Origin of the sequence: Streptomyces sp. NPDC048191 (assembly GCF_040652655.1) — a bacterium.
Taxonomy (GTDB): Bacteria; Actinomycetota; Actinomycetes; order Streptomycetales; family Streptomycetaceae; genus Streptomyces.
In genome coordinates, this window is record NZ_JBEZMO010000016.1 from 109,060 (window position 1) to 131,290 (window position 22,231).

At 72.2% G+C, this 22,231-nt stretch carries 20 protein-coding genes; 13 read left to right on the forward strand and 7 right to left on the reverse strand.

Going from position 1 to position 22,231, the window contains the following annotated elements:
* Positions 1-117 precede the first annotated feature (117 nt).
* Complete coding sequence (gene rhaI, locus AB0D93_RS25175) at positions 118-1,278, reverse strand: L-rhamnose isomerase (RefSeq protein WP_362123112.1); 1,161 nt, start codon at positions 1,276-1,278, stop codon at positions 118-120.
* Positions 1,279-1,553: 275 nt separating this feature from the next.
* Between rhaI and AB0D93_RS25180 the strand changes: the two genes are divergently transcribed.
* The 10 genes from AB0D93_RS25180 (at position 1,554) to AB0D93_RS25225 (ending at position 12,143) form a co-directional block, all read left to right on the forward strand.
* On the forward strand, positions 1,554-3,071 hold the full coding sequence (locus tag AB0D93_RS25180; RefSeq protein ID WP_362123115.1) for a sugar ABC transporter ATP-binding protein: 1,518 nt from the start codon (positions 1,554-1,556) through the stop codon (positions 3,069-3,071).
* The gene (locus tag AB0D93_RS25185; protein ID WP_362123119.1) at positions 3,068-4,138 is read left to right on the forward strand and encodes an ABC transporter permease; all 1,071 of its coding nucleotides are present in this window, start codon (positions 3,068-3,070) and stop codon (positions 4,136-4,138) included. The genes AB0D93_RS25180 and AB0D93_RS25185 overlap by 4 nt, the downstream gene beginning before the upstream one ends.
* Complete coding sequence (locus AB0D93_RS25190) at positions 4,131-5,120, forward strand: ABC transporter permease (protein WP_362123122.1); 990 nt, start codon at positions 4,131-4,133, stop codon at positions 5,118-5,120. Before AB0D93_RS25185 ends, AB0D93_RS25190 begins: the two co-directional genes overlap by 8 nt.
* 31 nt (positions 5,121-5,151) lie before the next feature.
* Positions 5,152-6,231 (forward strand): rhamnose ABC transporter substrate-binding protein, encoded by a 1,080-nt coding sequence (rhaS, locus tag AB0D93_RS25195; protein WP_362123125.1) that lies wholly within the window; start codon positions 5,152-5,154, stop codon positions 6,229-6,231.
* A gap of 17 nt (positions 6,232-6,248) precedes the next feature.
* Entirely contained in the window at positions 6,249-6,569 is a 321-nt protein-coding gene (locus AB0D93_RS25200) for an L-rhamnose mutarotase (protein WP_362123128.1), read from the forward strand.
* A complete protein-coding gene (locus AB0D93_RS25205) occupies positions 6,566-7,921 on the forward strand; it encodes a BNR repeat-containing protein (RefSeq protein ID WP_362123131.1) in 1,356 nt (451 codons plus the stop codon). Before AB0D93_RS25200 ends, AB0D93_RS25205 begins: the two co-directional genes overlap by 4 nt.
* Positions 7,922-7,974: 53 nt before the next feature.
* Positions 7,975-9,000, forward strand: coding sequence for a LacI family DNA-binding transcriptional regulator (locus AB0D93_RS25210; protein WP_362123134.1), 1,026 nt, complete (start codon positions 7,975-7,977; stop codon positions 8,998-9,000).
* Between the two features lie 110 nt (positions 9,001-9,110).
* Positions 9,111-10,412 (forward strand): alpha/beta fold hydrolase, encoded by a 1,302-nt coding sequence (locus tag AB0D93_RS25215; protein ID WP_362123137.1) that lies wholly within the window; start codon positions 9,111-9,113, stop codon positions 10,410-10,412.
* Between the two features lie 33 nt (positions 10,413-10,445).
* The gene (locus AB0D93_RS25220; RefSeq protein WP_362123142.1) at positions 10,446-11,189 is read left to right on the forward strand and encodes a PIG-L deacetylase family protein; all 744 of its coding nucleotides are present in this window, start codon (positions 10,446-10,448) and stop codon (positions 11,187-11,189) included.
* A gap of 96 nt (positions 11,190-11,285) precedes the next feature.
* Positions 11,286-12,143 carry a pentapeptide repeat-containing protein gene (locus AB0D93_RS25225; RefSeq protein WP_362123145.1) on the forward strand — a complete coding sequence of 286 codons (858 nt, stop codon included), beginning with the start codon at positions 11,286-11,288 and terminating at the stop codon, positions 12,141-12,143.
* A 152-nt stretch (positions 12,144-12,295) separates the two neighbouring features.
* Here the strand turns inward: AB0D93_RS25225 and AB0D93_RS25230 are convergent, their stop codons facing one another.
* Positions 12,296-13,978: a cytochrome P450 gene (locus AB0D93_RS25230; protein WP_362123148.1), complete on the reverse strand. Its 1,683-nt coding sequence runs from the start codon at positions 13,976-13,978 to the stop codon at positions 12,296-12,298.
* Between the two features lie 144 nt (positions 13,979-14,122).
* Between AB0D93_RS25230 and AB0D93_RS25235 the strand changes: the two genes are divergently transcribed.
* Both AB0D93_RS25235 and AB0D93_RS25240 read left to right on the forward strand, forming a co-directional pair.
* Positions 14,123-14,728: a TetR/AcrR family transcriptional regulator gene (locus AB0D93_RS25235; protein ID WP_362123151.1), complete on the forward strand. Its 606-nt coding sequence runs from the start codon at positions 14,123-14,125 to the stop codon at positions 14,726-14,728.
* A gap of 92 nt (positions 14,729-14,820) precedes the next feature.
* Complete coding sequence (locus AB0D93_RS25240) at positions 14,821-15,561, forward strand: DUF2470 domain-containing protein (RefSeq protein ID WP_362123154.1); 741 nt, start codon at positions 14,821-14,823, stop codon at positions 15,559-15,561.
* Positions 15,562-15,613: 52 nt separating this feature from the next.
* Here AB0D93_RS25240 and AB0D93_RS25245 read toward each other — a convergent pair whose 3' ends face one another.
* The 4 genes from AB0D93_RS25245 to AB0D93_RS25260 all read right to left on the reverse strand — a co-directional run bounded on the left by AB0D93_RS25245 (position 15,614) and on the right by AB0D93_RS25260 (position 20,479).
* Complete coding sequence (locus AB0D93_RS25245) at positions 15,614-16,846, reverse strand: lactonase family protein (RefSeq protein ID WP_362123157.1); 1,233 nt, start codon at positions 16,844-16,846, stop codon at positions 15,614-15,616.
* A gap of 111 nt (positions 16,847-16,957) precedes the next feature.
* Entirely contained in the window at positions 16,958-18,016 is a 1,059-nt protein-coding gene (locus AB0D93_RS25250; RefSeq protein ID WP_362123160.1) for a hypothetical protein, read from the reverse strand.
* A 70-nt stretch (positions 18,017-18,086) separates the two neighbouring features.
* On the reverse strand, positions 18,087-19,340 hold the full coding sequence (locus AB0D93_RS25255; RefSeq protein WP_362123163.1) for an aromatic acid exporter family protein: 1,254 nt from the start codon (positions 19,338-19,340) through the stop codon (positions 18,087-18,089).
* Between the two features lie 644 nt (positions 19,341-19,984).
* Positions 19,985-20,479: an FBP domain-containing protein gene (locus AB0D93_RS25260; RefSeq protein ID WP_362123166.1), complete on the reverse strand. Its 495-nt coding sequence runs from the start codon at positions 20,477-20,479 to the stop codon at positions 19,985-19,987.
* A gap of 115 nt (positions 20,480-20,594) precedes the next feature.
* On the opposite strand from AB0D93_RS25260, the gene AB0D93_RS25265 reads away from it, so the two are divergent.
* A complete protein-coding gene (locus tag AB0D93_RS25265) occupies positions 20,595-21,458 on the forward strand; it encodes a DUF3626 domain-containing protein (RefSeq protein WP_362123169.1) in 864 nt (287 codons plus the stop codon).
* On the opposite strand, the gene AB0D93_RS25270 is transcribed toward AB0D93_RS25265, so the two are convergent.
* Positions 21,395-22,033: a PAS domain S-box protein gene (locus AB0D93_RS25270; protein WP_362123172.1), complete on the reverse strand. Its 639-nt coding sequence runs from the start codon at positions 22,031-22,033 to the stop codon at positions 21,395-21,397. The two genes, AB0D93_RS25265 and AB0D93_RS25270, sit on opposite strands and share 64 nt — an antisense overlap.
* Positions 22,034-22,231 lie beyond the last annotated feature (198 nt).

Here is a 22,231-nt window from a genome sequence, read left to right on the forward strand (position 1 = left end):
GGTCACGACAGGAGGCGTATCGAAGGGGCGGGGCTGTACGGACATGCGGGTGCGCCGTGTGGGTGCGCCGAGCCACCACGCGCCCGCACCCCGCAGCGGCGCCGGCTCGGCGGACGCTCACGCCCCCCAGCCGGCCTGCTCCCCGCCCACCCGCTCAGCGACGATCTTCTCGGCCCATCCGGAGCGGGCGTACGCGGCGAGCGGCTCGGGATCCAGCCCCATCTCCTCCCGCACCTCCCGGAGCAAGGGCCGCACATCCGTGTTGAACGCGTCCATCAGCACGGCATTCGCTGCGAGAACGTCCCCGGAGAGCTGGGCGTCGGCCAACGCCGACCGGTCGACCAGCAGGGCCTTCGCCGTCGCCTCCTGGACGTTCATCACCGACCGGATGATCGCCGGGATCTTCGCCTCGATGTTGTGGCACTGATCGAGCATGAAAGCGACGTCGGGCGAGAAACCGCCTCCGCGCACCACCTCGAACATGATCCGGAACAACTGGAACGGATCGGCCGCCCCCACCATCAGGTCGTCGTCGGCGTAGAAACGGGAGTTGAAGTCGAAGCCGCCGAGTTTCCCCTCCCGCAGCAGCGTGGCCACGATGAACTCGATGTTGGTCCCCGGAGCGTGGTGCCCGGTGTCGACGACCACCTGGGCCCGGTCCCCGAGCTTGAGACAGTGGGCGTAAGCGGTTCCCCAGTCCGGCACATCCGTCGTGTAGAACGCCGGCTCGAACAACTTGTACTCCAGCAGCATCCGCCGGCCCTCGCCGAGGCGCGCGTACACCTCCGCCAGCCCTTCCGCGAGCCGGTCCTGCCGGGCGCGGATGTCGTCCTGGCCCGGATAGTTCGTACCGTCGGCGAACCAGAGCTTCAGGTCCTTCGACGCGGTCGCGTCCATGATGCCGACGCACTCCAGCAGATGGCCGACGGCCTTCCTGCGCACCGCCGCATCCGGGTGACAGATGCTGCCCAGTTTGTAGTCGTCGTCCTGGAAGGTGTTGGAGTTGATCGTGCCGAGCCGCAGCCCGCGTTCCTCGGCGTACTTCGCCAGCGCCGCGTAGTCGTCGACCTCGTCCCAGGGGATGTGCAGGGCGACGGTCGGGGCCACGCCGGTGAACTCGTGCACCTTCGCCGCGTCCTGCAGCTTCTCCCACGGATCGCGGGGCACGCCGGGCTGGGCGAACACCTTGAAACGGGTCCCCGAGTTCCCGTACGCCCACGACGGTGTCTCGACGGCCTGGGTCTTGAGCGCGGCCTTCACCGCGGCGAGGTCGGTCACTGCAGGACTCCTGGTGATGTCGGTCGTAACGACGCAGCGCTATGAAACGATTCAGAACCGCAAGCTAGGGGCCGCCCGGAAGGGTGTCAAGCACTCCGACCGTCCCCGTTGTCCGTGACTCCGCCGTGAACCTTCGGCTATCGAAAGTTTTTCGACACGGACCCATTGACGTGCCCTGGCTGGGGTGCCTACGGTCCCGGCAATCCAGTTGAAACCTTTCACGGCGCGGTGGAGGCCTTCGGGGCCGTCCCGCCGGTGTCGTCGAGGAGCCTGACATGACCCACCCGCCTGACCCGGGGCCGGCGCCGGTGCTGGCGCTGAAGGGCGTCTCCAAGTCCTTCGGTGCCGTACGCGCCCTCAGGGACGTCTCCCTGGAGCTGTTGCCCGGCGAGGTGCACGCCCTCGCCGGCGAGAACGGCGCGGGCAAGTCGACGTTGATCAAGACCCTCGCCGGGGTGCACCGGCCCGACGCCGGCCAGGTGCTGCTCGACGGGGAGCCCGTCGTCTTCCACGGCCCCGGCGACGCCCGCGACGCCGGTATCGCCGTGATCTACCAGGAACCCACGCTCTTTCCCGACCTGTCGATCGCCGAGAACATCTTCATGGGCCGCCGGCCGAAGCGCGCCCTGGGCCGGATCGACCACAAGGCCACCCACGCGGCGACGGCCGCCCTGATGAAACGGCTGGGTGTCGCCCTCGACCCCGACCGGCCCGCGCGGGGTCTGTCGATCGCCGACCAGCAGATCGTGGAGATCGCCAAGGCGCTGTCCTTCGACGCCCGGGTCCTGATCATGGACGAGCCGACGGCCGCCCTGACCGGCAGCGAGGTCGCCCGCCTCTTCGGGGTGGTGCGGACGCTGCGCGAGCAGGGCGCGGCGGTGCTGTTCATCTCGCACCGGCTGGAGGAGATCTTCCAGATCTGCCGGACGGTGACGACCCTGCGGGACGGCGCCCGGATCGCCAGCGAGCCGCTGGCCGGCATGACCGAGGACGACCTGGTCCGCCGCATGGTGGGCCGGGACCTGGACGAGCTGTATCCAAAGCAGGACGTCACTCCGGGCGAGGTGGCGCTCAGCGTGTGGCGGCTGACCCGCGAAGGCGTTTTCACCGATGTTTCCTTCGAGGTGCGGCGCGGCGAGATCGTCGGTCTCGCCGGGCTGGTCGGAGCCGGCCGTACCGAGGTGGCCCGCGCGGTGTTCGGCGTCGACCGCTGGGACGCGGGCGAGGTCGAGGTCGACGGGCGCCGGCTCGCCAACGGGGCGCCGTCCACCGCCATGGCCGCGGGCCTCGCCCTCGTTCCCGAGGACCGGCGCGCCCAGGGCCTGGTGATGTGCATGTCCATCGAGCGGAACATCGGCCTGACCGGGCTGCGTTCGACCGTGCGAGCCGGGCTGGTGGACCGGGGTGCCGAGCGCAGCCGGTCCCTGGACTGGGCGGTCAGGCTCCAGGTGAAATACGCCCGGATCGCCGACGCCGTCTCCACGCTGTCCGGTGGCAACCAGCAGAAGGTCGTCCTCGCCAAGTGGCTCGCCACCGGGCCGAAGGTGCTCATCGTGGACGAGCCGACCCGCGGCATCGACGTCGGGACCAAGGCCGAGGTGCACCGGCTGCTGTCCCAGCTCGCCGCCGACGGCGTGGCGGTCCTGATGATCTCCTCCGACCTGCCCGAGATCCTCGGCATGGCCGACCGCGTCCTCGTCATGCACGAGGGCCGGCTCACCGCCGACATCCCCCGCTCCCGGGCCACCGAGGAGACCGTGCTGGCCGCGGCCACCGGGAGGGCCGCCGCATGACGGTGACAAGCCCGAACCCCGCCCCCGCCACCGAGACGCCCCGGTCCGGTGGAACCCGGCTGGTGGACCGCGTCTTCAGGATGCGTGAACTCGCCATCCTGGTCGTCTTCCTGGTGATGATCGCCGTCACCGAGGCGGGCAACAGCCAGTTCCTGTCGGAGCAGGGCGTCAAGGACCTGCTGCTCAACGCGACCATCCTGGTGCTGGTCGCCACCGGGCAGTCCCTCGTCGTCATCACCCGCAACGTGGACCTCTCCGTCGGTTCCACCCTCGGCATCAGCGCCTTCGCCGCCGGCACCTGTCTGCACGGCGGCGTCAACCCGGTGATCGCGGTCACCCTGGCGATCCTGCTGGGCACCGGGTTCGGGCTGCTCAACGGGCTGCTGGTCAGCCTCGGACAGGTGCCCGCCCTCGTCGTCACCCTCGGCACGCTCTACATCATCAGGGGCGTCGACTCCATCTGGGTCGGCTCCCGGCAGATCACCGCGGCCGACCTCCCGGGCGGCTTCGTCGACTTCGGTTCCGGCGGCATCTCCGCGATCCCCTGGCCGGCCCTGATCGCACTGGTGGTCCTCGTCGGAACCGCCTACTACCTCAAACACTTCGGCAGCGGGCGGGAGTTGTACGCACTCGGCTCCAACCCCGAGGCGGCACGGCTCGCCGGTATCCCGGTGCGCAAGCGGATCCTGGCCGCGTACACCTTCTGCGGCGGCCTCGCCGGACTCGCCGGGGCGATGTATCTGGCCCGGTTCGGAAACGTCGACTCAGGCACCGGAAACGGCTACGAACTGACCGTCGTCAGCGCCGTCGTGGTCGGCGGGGTCGTCTTCACCGGCGGCTCGGGAAGCGTGTACGGCGCCGCTCTCGGCGCACTGCTCCTCACCTCGGTCAACAGCGTGCTGCCCGCGCTCGGTGTCAGCTCGGTCTGGGTGCTCGCCATCAACGGCGTCCTGCTGCTGCTCGCCATCGCCGTCGACCGGATCGTCGCGCTGCGGGTGGCCGCCGCGCTGAAGAAGGACTCCGACCGGAGGAACACCACCATGGCGAAGGAGAACGCCGGTGCCTGAGTCGCTGACCCGCGCCGTCCGCTGGGACACGGTCGTCGGCGCGCTCCTCGTCGTCCTGCTGCTGATGTCGTTCGGTTTCGTGGACGGTTTCGGCAACGCCCTCAACCTGTCGTTCCTTCTGGGCAACACGCTCCCGATCGCCCTGATCGCCCTGCCCATGACCCTGCTGGTGGTCGCCGGCGAGATCGACCTGTCGGTGGCGTCGACGGCCGGGCTGTCCGGAGCGGTGATGGGCAGACTCTGGAACGAGGGCATGGCCATCGAGACGATCATCCCGCTCTGCCTGCTGCTGGGCCTGGTCTGCGGGCTGGTCAACGGTCTGCTCGTCACCCGGCTCGGACTGCCCTCCCTCGCCGTCACCATCGGCACCCTCGCCGCCTACCGGGGCCTCGCACAGATCGTGCTCGGCTCCGACGCCGTGACCGACTTCCCCTCCCCGTACCTGAACTTCGCCGCCGGTCGCGTCGGGAACTCCTTCCTGCCCCAGGCCTTCCTGCCCTTCCTGGCCCTGCTCGCCGTCGCCGTGGTCGTGCTGCACGCCACCCCGTTCGGCCGGTCGCTGTTCGCGGTGGGCGCGAGCGAGGAGGCGGCTCGGTTCGCCGGGATCCGGGTCAGGCGGACGAAGCTGATCCTTTTCCTCGCCACCGGGTTCATGTCCGCGCTCACCGGTGTCTTCTGGGCACTGCATTACGCCAGTGCGCGGTACGACAACGCCACGGGGCTCGAACTCTCCGTCGTGGCAGCGGTGTTGCTGGGCGGTATCGATTTCGACGGCGGCCGGGGCACGTTGGGCGGGGCGATCGCCGGTGTGTTTCTGCTCGGTGCGCTGCAGAACGTGATGAGCCTGCTGAACGTCTCCGCGCAGTCGCAGATCGTCGTCACCGGCGTATTGCTGGTCGTTTCCGTGCTGGGCCCCCGGGTGGCGCGCCAGATATCGGTCGCGAGGGTGGGCCGCAGGGCCGCCTCGACTCCGACCTCGTAGTCCGTCCCCTTCCCCGTAAAGGACCCTCGTCATGCGCAAGCCATCCCTCCGCCGTACCTGCGCCGCCCTCGCCGCCGGTACCTCCCTCGCCCTGGCACTGACCGCCTGCGGCGGCACGACGAAGAACGACGTCAAGGCCGACGACGGCTCCGCCGCCTCCGCGGGCAAGGCCGATCCGAACGCGGCCACGAAGAAGGGGCTCACCGTCGGTTTCCTGCCCAAGCAGGTGAACAACCCGTACTTCACGACCGCCGACAAGGGCGGGCAGCAGGCGCTTGCGGAACTCGGCTCCACATACAAGGAGGTGGGACCGTCCAGTGCCACGGACACCTCCGGCCAGGTGAGCTACGTCAACACGCTCACCCAGCAGCAGGTGAACGGCATCGCCGTCTCGGCGCAGGACCCCGGTGCCCTGTGCACCGCGCTCAAGCAGGCCATGAGCAACGGCATCAAGGTCGTCACCTACGACTCCGACACCAACCCCGGGTGCCGTAACGCCTTCGTCTCGCAGGCGTCCGCCGAGGACCTCGGCCGCACCGAGGTGCAGCTGCTCGCGCGGCAGATCGGGTACAAGGGCGAGATCGCGATCCTGTCGGCCGCGCAGACCGCGACCAACCAGAACACGTGGATCGGCTACATGAAGGACGAGCTGAAGGATCCCAGGTACAAGGACATCAAGCTCGTCAAGATCGCCTACGGCAACGACGACGCCCAGCAGTCCTTCCAGCAGACCCAGGGCCTGCTCCAGGAGCACCCGGACCTGAAGGGGATCATCTCGCCGACCACCGTCGGCATCAAGGCGGCCGCCCAGTACCTGTCCGGCTCCAAGTACAAGGGCAAGGTCAGGCTCACCGGTCTCGGCACGCCGAACGACATGCGCAAGTACGTCAAGAACGGCACCGTCGACGCATTCGAGCTGTGGGACCCGGCGAAGCTCGGCGACCTGGCCGCCCGTGCCGCGGTCGCGCTGGCCTCGGGACAGATCACGGGCAAGCAGGGCCAGACCTTCAAGGCCGGCGCCACGACGTACACCGTCGGCAAGGACGGCGTGATCACCCTGGGCAAGCCGACCGTATTTGACGCGAAGAACATCGGCCAGTTCAACTTCTAGCGGACCAGGGGTCGTTGATGCAGCGTGTGTGTTTCCTGCTGAAGGTCCGGACGGACCGCCTCGAGGAGTACCGTGAGCGGCACGCCGCCGTCCGGCCGGAGATGCTCGGCGCCCTGAAGGCGTCCGGCTGGCACAACTACTCGCTGTTCCTGCGCGAGGACGGCCTGCTCGTCGGCTATCTGGAGACAGAGGACTTCGCCGCCGCCCGGGCCGGCATGGAGGCAACCGAGATCAACGCCCGCTGGCAGGCGGAGATGGCGCCGTTCTTCGAGTCGCTGGACGGCGCCCGGCCCGACGAGGCGATGAAACCGCTCACGGAAGTGTTCCACCTGTCATGACCGCCGCCGGAAGCGGGCCCGCGGCCCCCGGGGTCACCTGGCTCGGCCGCACCCTCCTCGATGCCCGGGCCCTGTACTTCGTGTCGTACGACGGCCTCGTCAACAACAACTCGTTCCAGAAGAACGGCCTGTTCACCTACCGGGGCCGGCAGTACGCGGCCTGGTACTCCGCCGACCGCAGCGCGACCCTCGCCCGCCGCACCACGGGCGGGGCACACTGGTCGACGGTGGCCCTCGACCACAGGCTCACGAGCGACGACTCGCACAACGTGATCTCGATGGGCGTGTCGCGGACCGACGGCCGGCTGCACGCGGTCATGGACGCGCACAGCGACGGCTTCTTCTACGTGAAGTCCGCCCCCGGGCTCCTCGACGGCGAACTACCGTGGACCCCGGCCGCCTTCGGTCCGGTACGCACCACCCTGGACGGACTCGCGCTCACCGAGCGGTTCACGTATCCGCAGTTCCTCTGCACCCCCGAGGGCAGGCTGCAGCTCGGGTACCGGGCCGGCGTCTCCGGAGACGGCCGCAACGCCCTCGCGGAGTACGACGGTGCGCGGTGGACCGTGCTGGGGGAGTGGAGCAGCTCGTCGGGCACCTACACCAGCGCGCACGGCTCCAGTGACGCCCGCAACATGTATCTGCACGGCCTCGACTACGACGCCCAGGGCCGGCTGCACGCCCTCTTCACCTGGCGCGAGCAGAGCGCCTCCGTGATGTGCGGCAGCGGCGGCCTGAGCAACCACGACACCGGTTACGTCCACTCCACCGACCGAGGACGGACCTGGCGCAACGACGCCGGTGCGCTCGTCGGCACCACCGGCGGTCCGGACACGGTCGCCGTCGACGGCCCCGGACTGGTGGTGGACCCGCTCGGCCCCGACCATTCGCTCATGAACCAGGAGAGCCAGGCCGTCGACTCGGCCGGCCGTCCGCACGCGGTCATCAGCTACGTTCCCGGCCGCTTCGGCCGGTGCACCACGGACTACGTCGCCGACCGCATCGCCCACGGGCGCGCCTTCCATCTCCGCAAGAACGCTTCCGGACACTGGCAGAAGACCGAGATCCCCCTCCCGCTCGACTCCACCCAGCGCACCCAGCTCGTCCTGGACCGGTACGACAACGCCTACGCGGTCTTTCCCTACGGCCGCATCGCCGCCGCCTCCAAAGCCTCCGGTCACACCGACTGGACACCGCTGTATGACGGCGGTGGTCTGAACGCCTTCGGCGAAGTGGTGATCGACGAGACGCGGATCCGGGCGGACGACGTCCTGTCCTTCATGTACCAGGAGAGGTCCACCGGTACGACCCCCTCACCCCTCTACGTGGCCGACTTCGCGCTGCCTGCATGACGGTAATGTGAAGGTCGTCCCGCCGCCCCTCGTCCCCTGGAGGTCTTCACCCGATGGCCCAGTCGGTGGGTATCAAGGACGTCGCCCGTGCCGCCGGAGTGTCGGTGGGAACGGTGTCGAACGTCATCAACCGCCCGGACACCGTCGCCAGTGAGACCCGGGCACGGGTGCTGTCCGCGATCGACCGGCTCGGCTATGTCCGCAGCGAGTCCGCGCGTCAGCTGCGCGCGGGCCGCAGCCGGATCATGGGCCTGCTCGTGCTCGACATGGGCAACCCGTTCTTCGTGGACGTGGCACGCGGTGCCGAGCGGGCGGCCCGCGAGGCGGGGCTCGGCGTGATGGTGTGCAACAGCGCCCAGAACGCCGCCGAGGAGGCCGAGTACCTGTCGCTCTTCGCCGAACAGCGGGTGCGCGGCGTGCTGTTGACCCCGGCCGACGCCACCGGCAGGAACATCGAGGCCTTCCGCCGGCACAACATCCCGTTCGTGCTCGTCGACCGGGTCGCCGAGGGCACCGCCGAGTGCTCGGTCTCCGTGGACGACGTGGCCGGCGGCGCCCTCGCGGTCCGGCACCTGGTGGATGCCGGACACCGCTCGATCGCCTACGTCAGCGGGCCGCCCGGGCTCAACCAGGTCCGCGACCGCCGTACCGGCGCCCTGAACGCGCTGGCCGAGGCCGGGCTCGGCCCCGAGGCGCTGCGCGAGCTGCCCACCGAGCGGCTCGACGTGGCCGCGGGCCGTGACGCCGGCGCCCGCCTGCTCGGCCTCGTCGACCGCCCCACCGCCGTGTTCTGCGCCAACGACCTCCTCGCCCTCGGTGTGCTGCAGGCCATGTACGCGGCCGGCGTGACCGTGCCCGACGACCTGGCGATCGTCGGTTACGACGACATCGAGTTCGCCGCGGCGGCGGCCGTACCGCTGACCTCCGTGCGGCAGCCCGCTGTCACCATGGGTGCCCTGGCCGCCGAGCTGCTGCTGGAGGAGACCGAGCAGGGCGAGGGCACGCCGACGCACGAGCACCGCCGGGTGGTGCTCCAGCCGGAGCTGGTCGTGCGCCGCTCCAGCCTCGTCGCCCGCTGATCCGCACGCTGACCCGGAGTTCAGTAACAATCCATGATCCCGGGGGTCGGCGGGGGTCCGGTCATGTGCTGAACTGGGATGCGTCCGCACCGTTCGTCCCGGGAGACCCGTTGAGCCTCAGCTACCGCCAGCCCGGCGTCATCCTCACCGACCGCCGCTTCACCGTACCCCTCGATCACACCGAGCCGGACGGCGAGACGATCGAGCTGTACGCCCGCGAGGCGGTCGCGAGCGATAAGGCCGGGCAGGAACTGCCGTGGCTGCTGTACCTCCAGGGCGGTCCCGGGTTCGGGGCGAATCGTTTCGTCGGACGTCAGGCGTGGCTCGACCGGGCTCTGAAGGACTACCGCGTCCTGCTGCTCGACCAGCGCGGCACCGGCAGCTCGACACCCGCCACCCGGCAGACGCTCCCGCTGCGCGGCAGCCCCGCCGAACAGGCCGACTACCTCACCCGCTTCCGCGCCGACGCGATCGTCCGGGACTGCGAGACCATCCGCCCGCAGGTCACCGGCGGCGCGCCGTGGACCGTGCTCGGCCAGAGCTTCGGCGGCTTCTGCACGGTGTCATACCTCTCCCTCGCCCCCGAGGGCCTGGACACCGCCGTCATCACCGGAGGCCTGCCCTCCCTGCACGCCCACGCCGACGACGTCTACCGCGCGGCCTACCCGCGGATCGAACGCAAGGTCACCGCGCACTACGCCCGCTACCCGCAGGACGTGGAACGGGCCCGTCACATCGCCGACCACCTCCTCACCCACGACGTGACCCTCCCGAACGGCTACCGGTTCACCGTCGAGGCGTTCCAGTCCCTCGGCCTGATGCTCGGCGCGAGCGACGGCAGCCACCGGCTGCACCACCTCCTGGAGGACGCCTTCGTGCGCACACCCGGTGGCCCCGAGCTGTCCGACGCCTTCCAGGAGCAGGCCCAGTCCCTGCTGTCGTACGCCGCCCACCCCCTCTACGCGCTCGTCCACGAGTCCATCTACGGCCAGGGCGCCCGCCCCACCGCCTGGGCCGCCGCGCGGGTGCGCGCCGAGTTCCCGCAGTTCGACGCGGCCAAGGCGCTCGCGGGCGACACCCCGGTGCTGTTCACCGGCGAGACCGTCCACCCCTGGATGTTCGAGGCCGATCCGGCGCTGCGCCCGCTGCGCGAGACGGCCGACCTGCTCGCCGCCCGCACCGACTGGCAGCCCCTGTACGACCCCGCCCGCCTCGCCGCCAACGAGGTGCCGGTGGTGGCGGCCGTCTACCACGACGACATGTACGTCGACACCGCGCACTCCCTGGAGACCGCGCGCACCATCCGCGGCCTGCGCACCTGGGTCACGAACGAGTTCGAGCACGACGGCCTGCGCGCGGGCGCCCCCCGCGTCCTGGACCGACTGCTGTCGATGGCACGCGACGAGGTGTGAAGCCGGGGCGGCGGAGCGCATAGTGTGCGGCCCATGACCGAGCCCGCGATCCCTCAGCTCAAGCCCATGCCCGAGGACTGGCAGCGCGCCCTGGCCGTGGTGGCGCACCCCGACGACCTCGAATACGGGTGCGCCGCGGCCGTCGCGGCCTGGACCGACGGCGGCCGCGAGGTCGGTTATGTGCTGGCCACCCGTGGCGAGGCGGGCATCGACACCCTCGACCCGGCCACCTGCGGCCCGCTGCGCGAGCGCGAGCAGCGGGCCAGCGCGGCCGTCGTCGGCGTCGGCACCGTGGAGTTCCTCGGCCACCGGGACGGGGTGATCGAGTACGGCCCCGTGCTGCGCCGGGACATCGCGGCCGCGGTCCGCCGTCACCGGCCCGAACTCGTCCTCACCCTCAACCACCGCGACACCTGGGGCGATGCCGTCTGGAACACCCCGGACCACGTGGCCGTCGGCCGGGCCACCCTGGACGCCGTCGCGGACGCCGGCAACCGGTGGATCTTCCCCGAGCTCACCGAGCAGGGCCTGGAACCCTGGAACGGCGTCCGCTGGGTCGCCGTCGCCGGTTCCGCACGGCCCACCCACGCGGTGGACGCCACACCCGGCCTGGAGCGGGCGGTGCGCTCGCTGCTCGAACACCGCACGTACATCGAGGCGTTGACCGACGAGGACCCGGAAACGTACGCCCGCACCTTCCTGACCACCAGCGCCGAGGCCACCGGCGAACGCTTCGGCGGCACACCGGCCGTGGCTTTCGAGGTCTTCACCCGCTGACCGGGCCGCTGCTCACGCCGAACCGGCCCTCGCACGACGCTGACCTGCGTGATCCCGCCGGAATCGGGGTTGGGTCGGCCCGGTAGGCTGTCCCCCATGCCAGATCAGACAGCGGGACTTCCGGAGCTGCGCGGGGACTGCGCGAACTGTTTCGGGCTGTGCTGTGTCGCCCTGCCCTTCGCCGCCTCCGCCGACTTCGCGCTCGACAAGTCGGCCGGGAAGCCGTGCCCCAACCTCCAGGGGGACCACCGCTGCGGCATCCACGCCGACCTGCGGAAGAAGGGTTTCACCGGCTGCACGGTCTACGACTGCTTCGGCGCCGGACAGAAGGTCTCGCAGCTCACCTTCGGCGGGCAGGACTGGCGCACGGGGTCGAAACAGCACGCGCGCCGGATGTTCGACGTGTTCCCGGTCGTACGGCAGCTGCACGAGCTGCTGTGGTACCTGACCGAGGCGCTCGGCCTGCCCGCCGCGCGCTCCGTCCGTCCCGAGCTGCGGCAGGCGCTGGAGGAGACCGAGCGGTTGACCCGGCGGTCCCCCGAGGAACTGGCCGCGCTGGACGTGGCCGTGCACCGGCAGCAGGTCAACGTGCTCCTGCTACGGACCAGTGAGCTGGTCCGGGCGGGCGCCGGCGGCGCAAAGGGTGGCAAGAAGGGCAAGGGCAGGGGGAAGGACCGCCGGGGCGCGGATCTCGTCGGGGCCCGGCTCCGGGGCGCCGATCTGCGCGCGGCGAGTCTGCGCGGGGCTTGTCTCATCGCCGCCGACCTCACCGGCGCGGATCTGCGCGACGCGGACATGATCGGCGCGGATCTGCGCGACGCCGATCTGACGGACGCGGACCTCACCGGCGCCTTCTTCCTCACCCAGCCCCAGCTCAACGCGGCCCGCGGCAGCACCGGCACCAGGCTGCCCGAGTCGGTGACGCGACCGGCGCACTGGACGGCGGGCGGCTGAGCCGGGCAGGCGGCGTCGCAGGCCTGAGGTGTCCGGGCCGGGGGTCGCGGCCGAGCGGGCTCGGCGCGTGTCCCGAGGCCCTGCGGGAGGGCGCCCGGTGGCGCCCCTCACCCCCCCGGCCCGTGGACCGGAGGGACGCGTGCCCTCCGGGTTCAGCGCGCCGACCGGTGCACCGGACAGCCGTCGGCCGACGTGCTCTCGGTGGGTGTGCCGGCCGCGTGGGTCGCTGTCGGCTCCGCGGTGCTCCCCGGTGCGCCCGCCTGGTGCGCGGGGCAGGTCTCCGGCGCGGCGATCGCCTTCTCCGGGGCGGCCTCCCCGGTGGCGGCACCTTGCGCCGGGCGCGCCTTTGGCGTGCTCACGCCCGGTGCCGGTCCGGTTTCCGGTGTCCGGGCCGGCGTCGGCCGTCGCTCCAGGTGCAGCCGCAGCCCCTCCGGGATCACCGTCAGCCGTTCCGTCACGGTCAGCCGGTACGCCGGGTCGGCCCGGAGCTCGTAGCGGCGTAGCAGCAGGCCGAGGACCAGTGTCGCCTCGTGCAGGGCGAACTGGCGGCCGATGCAGGCCCGTGCGCCGGTGCCGAACGGCTTGAAGGTGTGCGGGGGGCGGGCTCGTACGGCCTTCGCGTCGAAGCGGTCCGGGTCGAAGCGCTCGGCGTCCTCGCCCCACACCTCCGGGTCGCGGTGCAGCATCGGTGTCAGGATCAGTGCCCACGCGCCCCGGAGCATCGGGTGGTCGTCGGCGAGTACGGTGTCCTGCCGGGCCTCGCGGGCGAACGCCGGCGCCGTCGGCCACAGCCGCAGGGACTCGTCCAGCACGCGGCGCACGTAGCGCAGCTTGGCCACCTGGTCGTAGCCGGGCTGTGCGGTGTCGCCCCAGACGCGGTCCACCTCGGCGCGGGCCCGGGCGGCGATCCCGGGGTGCCGGGCGAGGTAGTACAGGGCGAAGGAGAGCGCGCCCGAGGTGGTCTCGTGGCCCGCCACCAGGAACGTGATCACCTGCTTGCGGACGTTCTCCGCCGACAGCTTCTCGCCGGTCTCCGGGTGCGCCGTCTCCAGCATCCGGTCCAGCAGGTCGCCTTCCCCGCGGCCCGACCGGCGCCGCTCCGCGACCAGGCCGTCGACCGTCCGGTTGAGGTAGGCCATGTCGGCCGCGTTGCGCCGGGCGGCGGAACGCAGGAACAGCGGGGCGAGCGGCGTGGGCACGCTGTTCAGGCGCTGGGCGTAGGTGAGCGTGCCGACCATCGCGGTGACGAAGGGGTGCGGGCGGTCCCGTTCGAAGGAGCCGAAGTCGTGCCCGAACCCGGTCCGCGCGATCGTCTCCAGGGTCAGCTTGGTCATGTCGCCGGGCACGTCGACCGCGCGCCCGGCCGCCGCCTCCCGGTCCCAGTGGCCGGTCAGGCGCCCGGCCACCGACAGCATCATGCCGTGATAGCCCTCCATCGCCTCGCGGCTGAACCCGGGCGCCAGGACGTCGTGCGCCAGCTGCCAGTTGGGCTCGTGGTTGTAGGCGGTGAACAGGCCGTCCCCGGCGACCGGCCGGAGGTTGGCCACGCCCAGCCCGACGTGCTTGGCGAACCGGGACTCGTCGGCCAGGTCCGCGGCCGGCCGCGCGCCCCACACGAACACGAACTCCTTGCCGAAGGCCCGCCGCCGGAAGATCGGCCCGAGCTCGCGTGCGAAGCGCATGGAATCCTGCACCGGCTTGCGCCGGTCGGCGCCGAGCACATCGCCGAGCAACGGCACCCGGTGCGGCGGATGCGGAATGCGGTGCAGTTCGGGCCAGCCGTGTTCGGCGCTCCGGAAACCCTTCGGCAGTCCCGTCCCCGTCGTCTCCGCCATGACGCCGATCTCCCTTGATCCAGCGGCCGTTGAACCTGTGACGTGCATCCGTGACGTGAATCCGTGCGTGCGTGTTGTACGTGGATTCAATAACGGGTTTCAGTGTGGTCCGCCTGTTGAACCCACGTCAAGTAAAGTGACGCCATGCCCGCGAACCAGGGGGAGCGTGCCCGGCGCAGACTCAGCACGGAGGAGCGCCGTGAACAGTTGCTGTCGGTCGGCGCCAGACTCTTCTCCGAGAGCCCCTACGACGACGTGTGGATCGAGCAGGTCGCCGAGATCGCCGGGGTCTCCCGCGGGCTGCTGTACCACTACTTCCCGACCAAACGGGACTTCTTCGCGGCGGTCGTCGAGCGCGAGAGCGAGCGGATGCTGCGCATGACCGCGGCCGTGCCCGGTGTGCCGGCGCGCGAGCAGCTCACCGCCGGCCTGGACACCTACCTCGGTTACGTGCAGGCCCACGCCCACGGCTTCCGCGCCTTCCATCGCGCCGACGCGGCCGGCGACCAGGCCGTGCGCCGGGTCTACCGGCGGGCACTCGCCGCGCAGGAGCAGCAGATCCTCGCCGCGCTCGCCGCCGATCCCGAGTTCGGGCCCGTTTCCGAGGGCGCCCCGCAGGTGCGCCTGGCCGTGCGCGGCTGGCTCGCCTTCACCACGGCCGTGTGCCTGGAGTGGCTGCGGGACGGGGAGTTGAGCCGCGAGCAGGTGCGCGACCTGTGTGCGCGGGCGCTCTTGGGCGTCATCGCCTGACCGCCGTCCGCTCCCTTCCCCCGGGTGGGGAGTGGTTGGCGCGCGCCTCGATCTCCGATAAGTTAGGCAAGGCTTACCTAAGGAGGTCGAGGATGGGTGACACGCAGGACTGGACGGCCGCACCCGGCGCGGCGGAACGGGCCCGGTCGGTGCTGGCCGTCGCCTGGTCGTGCGCGGTGACCGCGGACGGTGCCCGCGAGGAGTACGTCGGCGCGCACACCGTGACCGACGACGGCGCCGTGCGGCTGGCGGTGCCCGACGACAGCTCCCTGCTGACCGCGGCCGTCTGCGCCCCGCGCCAGGAACCCTCCGCCGTACTGGAGTTCGCCGACGTGGCGCCCGTACCGGTCCGGGGCCGGATCCGGGCCCGGCTCCATCTCGCCGGCTGGCTCGCGCCGGACCGTGGCGCCCTGCTCTTCCGGCCCACGCGGGTGGTGCTGCGGCAGTCCTCGGGGGCGGTGGTCGTCCGCCCGGACGAGTTCGCCGCCGCCCGGCCCGACCCCCTCGCCGAGGCCGAGGCCCGGCTTCTGACCCACCTCGCCGACGCCCACCCGGACGCCGTCGAGCGGCTGACCCGGCTGGTGCGCCCCGAGAGCCTGCACGCCGCGACGCGGGTGGTGCCGCTCGCCGTGGACCGGCACGGACTGACCCTGCGCATCGAGCGCACCCGCGCCCACGGCGACGTACGACTGCCCTTCCACACGCCCGCCGACGACATCGCCCAGCTCACCGAGCGCATGCACGCCCTGCTGGCCCAGGCCGGTGCCGCCGCCTGCCCTCGCGCGCGAGGGCCTGTCCGGCGGGCCGAGTCGCAGGGAGGCAACGGTGTCTGACCGGCCGAATCGAACCGAGACGGGTCCGCGGCGTGATCCGCCGGACAGGCCCCTACAGCGGCAGCGCGCAGACGGCGACGGGTGAGGCGAACGGCTCACCGGCCGACCGGAGTTCACCGCCGGTCGCGTCCACATGGAAGACGCTGACCGTACCCGAGCGCTGGTTCGCGGCGAACAGCAGGCCGCCGTCCGGCGAGAGGGCGATCTGCCGCGGGAAGTCCCCGCCGGCCGGCACCGTGCCGAGCAGCCGCAGCCGGGCCCCGTCGGCCTCGATCGCGTAGCGCGCGAGGCTGTTGTCGCCCCGGTTGGCCAGGAACGCGTACCGGCCGTCCGCCGTCACCACGAACTGCGCCGGGTAGTTGGTGCCGCCGCCCGAGCCCGTGGCCTGCGGCTCGCCGATCGTCAGCCGGCCGGAACCGGGATCGTAGGCGCAGACGGCGACCGTGTCGTCCACCTCGTTGGCCAGATAGGCGTAGCGGCCGCCCGGATGGAAGGTGAGATGGCGCGGTCCCGCCCCGGGCCGGGTGTGTGCCTGCGCCACCTCCGTCAGCGTGCCCTCGGCCCCGTCGAGGCGGTAGCTGTAGACGGTGTCGGTACCGAGGTCGACCGCGAGGACGTGGCCGCCGTCCGGGCCGGTGACGAACTGGTGCGCATGCGGCCCCTGTTGGCCCGGGCCCGGCGCCGGGGTGCGGTGCGTGACGAGGTCGGTGCGCTCACCGAGGGCGCCCGAGGCGTCGATCGGGTGCACGGCCACACTGCCCGAGCCGTAGTTGGCGCTCAGCAGCCAGCGCCCCGACGGATGCACCGACACATGGCAGGGACCCGCGCCGCCCGTGCTCCGGGTGCCGAGGACCCGCCGGCCGGCGAGGCGTACGGTCGTCACACCGCCGTCCTGGCGCTCGTCCACCGCGTACAGCGTGCGGCCGTCCGGGTGCACGGCGAGATACGACGGGTCGGGAACGCCGGTGAGCGTGCCCGAGCCGGTGATCCGACCGGTCACCGGGTCGTAGGAGGCCAGTCCGATGCCCGTGCCGCCCCCGTCGACCGACGTGTAGGTGCCCACGTACAGCGGACGCGGCCCGGAGGCCCCGCGGGGCGGCGCGGCCGCCCCGGGCTCGTCCGCCACGGCCGTGCCGTCCGCGGGCGGGGCCGCCGGGGACGGCACCGCCACCACGGCCGCGGTGCCCCCCACGGCGCCGAGGAACCGGCGCCGGCTCCAGCCGCCCCCGGTCTCCCGCGCGAGCCGGGGAGACCTCCCGCACACCGCCCGCTCCTCCGTGTCCATGCCCACCTCAGGTCGTCGGTTGCCCCGATCGTGACAGCCACCTTGGCGTGAACCCGCCGCCAAGGGCAAGCCGGGCAACGGACGTTGCACATGGTGCAACCGGCGGTGGGTCTACCACTCCCCGTCCTCGACCGGTTTGCCCGTTGCGTCCTTCAGCGGGGTCACCTGGCCCGCGGACGGCGCCTGCCACGGGTCCAGGTCGTCCCCGAGCCACTCGCCGACCGGTTTGACCTCCTCCAGGGTGTCCGTCGGGGGCAGATCCCCGGCATCGGCGTCGTAGTAGTCGTACCAGGGCAGACCCGCGCTGGTGTACGCCGCCCGGTCCACCGGCGAGGGCGGGGGCGCCTCGCCGGTGATGCGCCGCCACTCCGGCGGCGTCACCAGGTGCACGAACACGCGTCCGGCGGGCTCCTCGGACCAGTCGGTCAGCGGCCGGTCGTCCCGGTACACCTCCTGGCGCATCAAGCCGCCGACGCCGAGGCCCATGGCCGCGGCCCGCCGGGGTGCCGCCCCGGGCGGCATGGCCGGTGAGGGGCCTCCCGGAGCGGACGCCGTCATCGGCATCGCCGCGCCGTACCCGCCCGCCGGGCCGGCCGACAGGGCCCTGCGCCGGGCCTCCTCCCGCTCCCGCTCCTGGCGCCGCCACTCGGCGAGGAGCGGCTCCCGCAGCGGGAACGACTGGAGCTGCACCCCGCCCCACACCTCCTCGCCGGTGACCTGCCCCTCCACCGTCGCGCCGAGACCCAGCGGCACGGCGACGAACTGGCGGACGGTCCCCCTGCCGGAGTTGATGCCGTCCAGCCAGGGCTGGCGCGGGAGCGCCAGGTAGTTCTGCGGATCCCGGGCGAGCCGGTCGCTCCACGGCCGGCCGGACACCGCGCACACCTTGCCGACCCCGACCTGGAGCGCGGCCGGTTCGCGCGTGCCCGAGAAGCTCAGCCACATCGCCTCGCGCAGATACACCGGCAGCATCACGCCGCCGCGGGCGCGCCACTCCTCGGGGACGGTGTCCGCGTGGTCCGCGACCCGCCGGACCGGGAACTCGCCCAGCCCCGGCGGCAGCGGATGCGTGCCCGTCTCCGGCAGCCGCAGCGTGCGGATGAACCGCACCGCCACGCCGCCGGGCAACCGCAGTGTGTTCCCGTCGATCCGCACCCCGGAACCGGCCATCCGGTCGCCCCCTCGCGCTCCGTGCCGGCCATCCGGCACCTTCCGGGCCGGGCTCTGCCCGGCGTCCCTCTCACAGGGAACGCTCGCCGAACCCCGCACGGTTCCGCCACAGCTCCTCCTGGACCCCGAGCCGCTCCCGCAGCCGGGTCATCCGGGGCAGCTTCGCCCGCTGCCCGCGGGAGACCCGGTCCAGCTCCTCGAACAGGCGGCGGGTGCGGTGCTCGGTGTTCAGCTCGTCGATGATGCGGGTCGTCTCGGTCAGCACGGACCCGAGCAGCTGCCAGTTCGCCCAGTCCTTGCCGATCTCCTCGCGGAGCAGCGCGGCCAGCCGGTCACGGGTGCCGGCCGCCGTGTGCAGCTCGGCGGACAGACGGGCCTCCGCCGACTCGGCGTTCTCGCTCAGATGGGTGGTGACCAGGACCGCGAAGCTCACCACCGCGTCGGCGATCTCCGACAACAGCTGCTCCACCGTCGCCCCGACCCGGGACGGGAACAGGTCCTCGGCCCCGCGGGCCTTCGCCAGATCGGTGAAGGTGCGGGCCATCACCCGCAGGACCACCGTGCAGATCTCCAGCGTGTCCAGACCGGTGCGCAGCACCACCCGGTGCAGCAGGCCCTCCTTGACCCGCGGATTGAGCCGCAGGCTGTCCTCGGCCTGCCGCAGCGACGCGTCCACCTGGCTGATGTGCTGGTCCAGCTGCCGTGCCTCGTGCAGCCGCTCGGCCGCCCGTTCCCAGGGGATCCGCCCCGCGGCCTCCTCGCCCATCCGCAGCATCAGCTGCCGCACCCGGCGCGCCTGGTCCTCGATCGAGCGGCCCGCCTCGTCCACCCACACCGGGGGCGGGAGCAGCAGATTGCAGGCCGTCCCGACGACCGCGCCGATCAGCGTCTCCACGATGCGCGCCCAGGCGGTGAAGCCGACGGTGGTGACCCCGAGGACCAGCATGGCGCTGATCGCGACCTCGGCCACGTACTCGTCCACCCGCACCAGGTGGCCGACGGCCAGCGCGGCCACGATCAGCAGCGCGAGGCTCCACCAGGTGAGCCCCACCAGCACGCTGAACGCGATGGCCACCAGCACTCCGGCCACCACCGAGTTCACCCGGCGGATGCCGTTGGTGAGGGTGGCGTAGAAGGTCACCTGGACGACCAGCAGCGCGGTCAGGGGCGCGGTGAGCGGAGCCGGCTCGGGGCTCAGCCGGAGCGCGATGACGTAGGCGATCGTCGCCGCGGCGGCCGACCGCAGCGTCTGGACGACCACCGGTTCCCTGTGCCGTTTCACCAGGCGCAGCAGTCCCGAGGTCCACTGGCGTACGTCGTGCATCCCTTGGCCTGTTCCCGTTCCTCGGGCGGGTCGAACGTACCCGGGTTGAGGACCGCAGCTGTCCGCGAATGTTACTGCAGGGGTCTCAGAGGTCGGGGGAGCGGCACGGAGGGCTCCGTCGAGGAGGCCCGGGGCCGGTCGACGGCGTGCGCCGCGTGGACCGTCCGGCGTACGGGCTCGCGCTCTCCGCGGAGCGGTCCGGCGAGGACCCGTTCCAGCCGGCCGACGCCCTCCGCGGCGATCCGTGGCCGAGCCGGCGACGGCCTTGGACGCCGTGGCCGACGCGTATGTGCCGCTGCCGGCCGGTGCCGAGTCCGTGGCGACGCCACTGCGCTGGGTCCGCTGCCCCGGCCGGTGGCCGCTGATGCGGCCGCGCCGGGACGCCGCCGTACACGCCTGGGACATCGCCGTCGCCACCGGCCGGGACCAGCCGCCCGGCGCCGGCCGCGAGTCTCCGGCCGGCCGCCGGCCGAAACGCCGTACTCGCGCAGCCGCGGCACCAACCGGTGGACACCTCCGCTGTCCTGACGGCGCGGCCCACTGGCGGTGCGCGGTGGGAACCGGCGGGCAGCTGGACGGGGCTGTCCGGGCAGGCCGTCGGCCCGCTTCAGCAGGCGTGCAGCCGTCGGGCCCGTCCCCGTCCGTCAGGCGTACAGCTTGTCGATGAACGCGTACAGGTTGCCCGTCGCGCGGGCGATCTGCTCCTCCAGGGTCAGGCTCTCCTCGAACCGGGCGCCGGACTCGGGCACCTTCCGGCCCCGGACGTACAGCGAACACGCCAGGTCGGTGCACATGTACAGGCCGACCGAGTTGCCCTCGCGGCCCGCCGTCCCCGCCTTGCGCGCCGCCATCAGCGTCACCCCGCCGCCGGGATGTGTGGTCAGGCACACCGAGCACATGCTGCGGTGCAGGAACCCGCGCCGCGCGGTCTGGAAACGCAGGGCTACGCCGATGAGCCGGTCGTCCCGTTCGGTGACCAGATAGCTGCGGTCGGGCGCGCCCGGATCCCGCCAGCCGAGGAAGTCCAGGTCGTCCCAGGGGCGTTCATCGAGGTCCCGCGGTACCGTCAGCCGCTTCGCCTCCCCCTTGGAGCAGTTGACAAATGAGTTGCGGATGTCCTGCTCGGTGAGCGATCTCATGAGGGGGAGTCCTTCCGGATTCGTCCGCGTGAGCCTGGTGGCCCATCGGATGGCCCATGAACCTAATGGGTCTAGGTTCGCGGCTAGCCTACGTAGCCACGGGGAGGGTGGGCCAATGGATTTCCGGCAGGTGCTGCCGCCGCGCGCCCGGCGGGCGCTGGACCACGTGGCCGCCGGGGTGTCCGGCCCCGCGCTCCACCCCGGCCTGCGCATCACCCTGAACTTCCATCCTGACCGGGTCCGCGGCGGAGTGCCGATCCTCGACGCGCTGGCCCGGGACGGCGCGTACCACTCGCAGTTCGTCACCGGCACCAGCAACGGGGGCCTCACCGCGCACCCGGGCGGCGACCGGACGCGCTGGGAGAGCCGGATCTTCGGCGGCGTGTACGACGACGCGGCCCCGGTCGAGCGACCGCTGTACGGCGCCCTGAACTTCCGCCACCAGGTGGTCGGCGCCGCGCCGCGCTTCGGCTCCTCGCACCTCAGGCTCGCCGGAACGGTCCTGGGCCGGGCCACCTTCTGCTACCCGGACAGCGCGGCCGAACCCACCGACTTCGGCGTGGCATCCGCGATGCCGTTGATCGCGCTCGCGGAGGCGGACGAACAGGACCCGCTCAACGACTACATCGAGAGCCACGTGCACGCCGGGGTGCTGCTCGCCCGGGACGTGGAGGCGCTGGTGCTCGACGCGAGCTACCGGGACACCCCGGTGGAGGAGGCTGCCCGGCGACTGCCCGTCCCGCTGGAGTGGCACCCCGGCTACCGGCTCACGGTCACCGAGCTCGGCGCCCCGCCGGGGGCGGGCACGGCGTCCTCGGCCACGGTCTCTTCCGGGAGTGCCGGCTGCGGTAAGGGGGCCTCGGGGGCTCCCGGTGATCTCGAGTCGGCCGCCCCTCCTGAGTCGGATGCACCGCCCTACTCCGCCGCCGTCCTGGCCTCCGGTGGCCACACCCCGGGCTTCAGGACGCCCAAGGCGTAGGCCCGGGCGACCAGTTCCGTGCGGGTGGACGCGTTCCAGCGGGCCGACAGGCGGCGTAGGTGGTAGGTGACGCCGTCCTTGCTGAGGCCCAGTTCACGGGCGGCGCCGGCCGTGGTGGCGCCGCCGGCCAGCAGGGCCAGCACCCGGCCCTCCACCGGCGTGAAACGGGCCGGCTCGGGCCCGGACGGCGCGCGCTCGGCGTGCACCCGGAGCATCACCAGCAACGCCGGTGTCTCGTCCACGGTGTCGCTGACCGGGTCCGCCGTCAGCTCCCCGAACCGCTCGTTCCCGCCGGGCGCCCGCCAGCGCACCGACACCTGATAGCGCGAGCGGTGCCGCAGCCGCAGCGCCTGCGCGATCCGTTCCACCTGCGTGGCCTCCTGCGGGCGGAACAACTCCAGTACGTCGCGGCCCCGCAGCCGCCCCGGTGCCGTACCGCACTCGGCCGCCATCGCGGGATTGGCCAGCACCACATGGCCGTACACATCGCACACCGCCACCGGCACCGCCACCCGGTCGAAGAGCAGCAGGGCCCGGTTGCGCCACACGACCCCGTCGGCCCGCCCCAGGTCCATGTCCACCTCCCGTAACCCGAGTCAGCACGCACATCCAAGACGAAGTTCCAGGTCAGCGGCAAACCAGCGGCCCCTCGGCGGAGCTCCGGGCCAGGTGTCCCCGGCCGGCGCAAGACCCATGACCGAGTTTTGACTGCGCGATCGTGTAGTGCCGTGGCGCGGGCCCGCCCCGTCGGTCGACCACCCTGGAACGCAGTA

Bases quoted from the DNA above. Each gene is read 5' to 3' on its own strand.
- AB0D93_RS25185 (WP_362123119.1), top strand. From the start codon at position 3,068: ATGACGGTGACAAGCCCGAACCCCGCCCCCGCCACCGAGACGCCCCGG.
- AB0D93_RS25260 (WP_362123166.1), bottom strand. From the start codon at position 20,479: ATGAGATCGCTCACCGAGCAGGACATCCGCAACTCATTTGTCAACTGC.
- AB0D93_RS25255 (WP_362123163.1), bottom strand. From the start codon at position 19,340: ATGCACGACGTACGCCAGTGGACCTCGGGACTGCTGCGCCTGGTGAAA.
- AB0D93_RS25270 (WP_362123172.1), bottom strand. From the start codon at position 22,033: ATGGACCTGGGGCGGGCCGACGGGGTCGTGTGGCGCAACCGGGCCCTG.
- rhaS (WP_362123125.1), top strand. From the start codon at position 5,152: ATGCGCAAGCCATCCCTCCGCCGTACCTGCGCCGCCCTCGCCGCCGGT.
- AB0D93_RS25200 (WP_362123128.1), top strand. From the start codon at position 6,249: ATGCAGCGTGTGTGTTTCCTGCTGAAGGTCCGGACGGACCGCCTCGAG.
- AB0D93_RS25180 (WP_362123115.1), top strand. From the start codon at position 1,554: ATGACCCACCCGCCTGACCCGGGGCCGGCGCCGGTGCTGGCGCTGAAG.
- AB0D93_RS25265 (WP_362123169.1), top strand. From the start codon at position 20,595: ATGGATTTCCGGCAGGTGCTGCCGCCGCGCGCCCGGCGGGCGCTGGAC.
- AB0D93_RS25245 (WP_362123157.1), bottom strand. From the start codon at position 16,846: ATGGACACGGAGGAGCGGGCGGTGTGCGGGAGGTCTCCCCGGCTCGCG.
- AB0D93_RS25205 (WP_362123131.1), top strand. From the start codon at position 6,566: ATGACCGCCGCCGGAAGCGGGCCCGCGGCCCCCGGGGTCACCTGGCTC.
- AB0D93_RS25250 (WP_362123160.1), bottom strand. From the start codon at position 18,016: ATGGCCGGTTCCGGGGTGCGGATCGACGGGAACACACTGCGGTTGCCC.
- AB0D93_RS25230 (WP_362123148.1), bottom strand. From the start codon at position 13,978: ATGGCGGAGACGACGGGGACGGGACTGCCGAAGGGTTTCCGGAGCGCC.
- AB0D93_RS25220 (WP_362123142.1), top strand. From the start codon at position 10,446: ATGACCGAGCCCGCGATCCCTCAGCTCAAGCCCATGCCCGAGGACTGG.
- AB0D93_RS25235 (WP_362123151.1), top strand. From the start codon at position 14,123: ATGCCCGCGAACCAGGGGGAGCGTGCCCGGCGCAGACTCAGCACGGAG.
- AB0D93_RS25240 (WP_362123154.1), top strand. From the start codon at position 14,821: ATGGGTGACACGCAGGACTGGACGGCCGCACCCGGCGCGGCGGAACGG.
- AB0D93_RS25210 (WP_362123134.1), top strand. From the start codon at position 7,975: ATGGCCCAGTCGGTGGGTATCAAGGACGTCGCCCGTGCCGCCGGAGTG.
- AB0D93_RS25225 (WP_362123145.1), top strand. From the start codon at position 11,286: ATGCCAGATCAGACAGCGGGACTTCCGGAGCTGCGCGGGGACTGCGCG.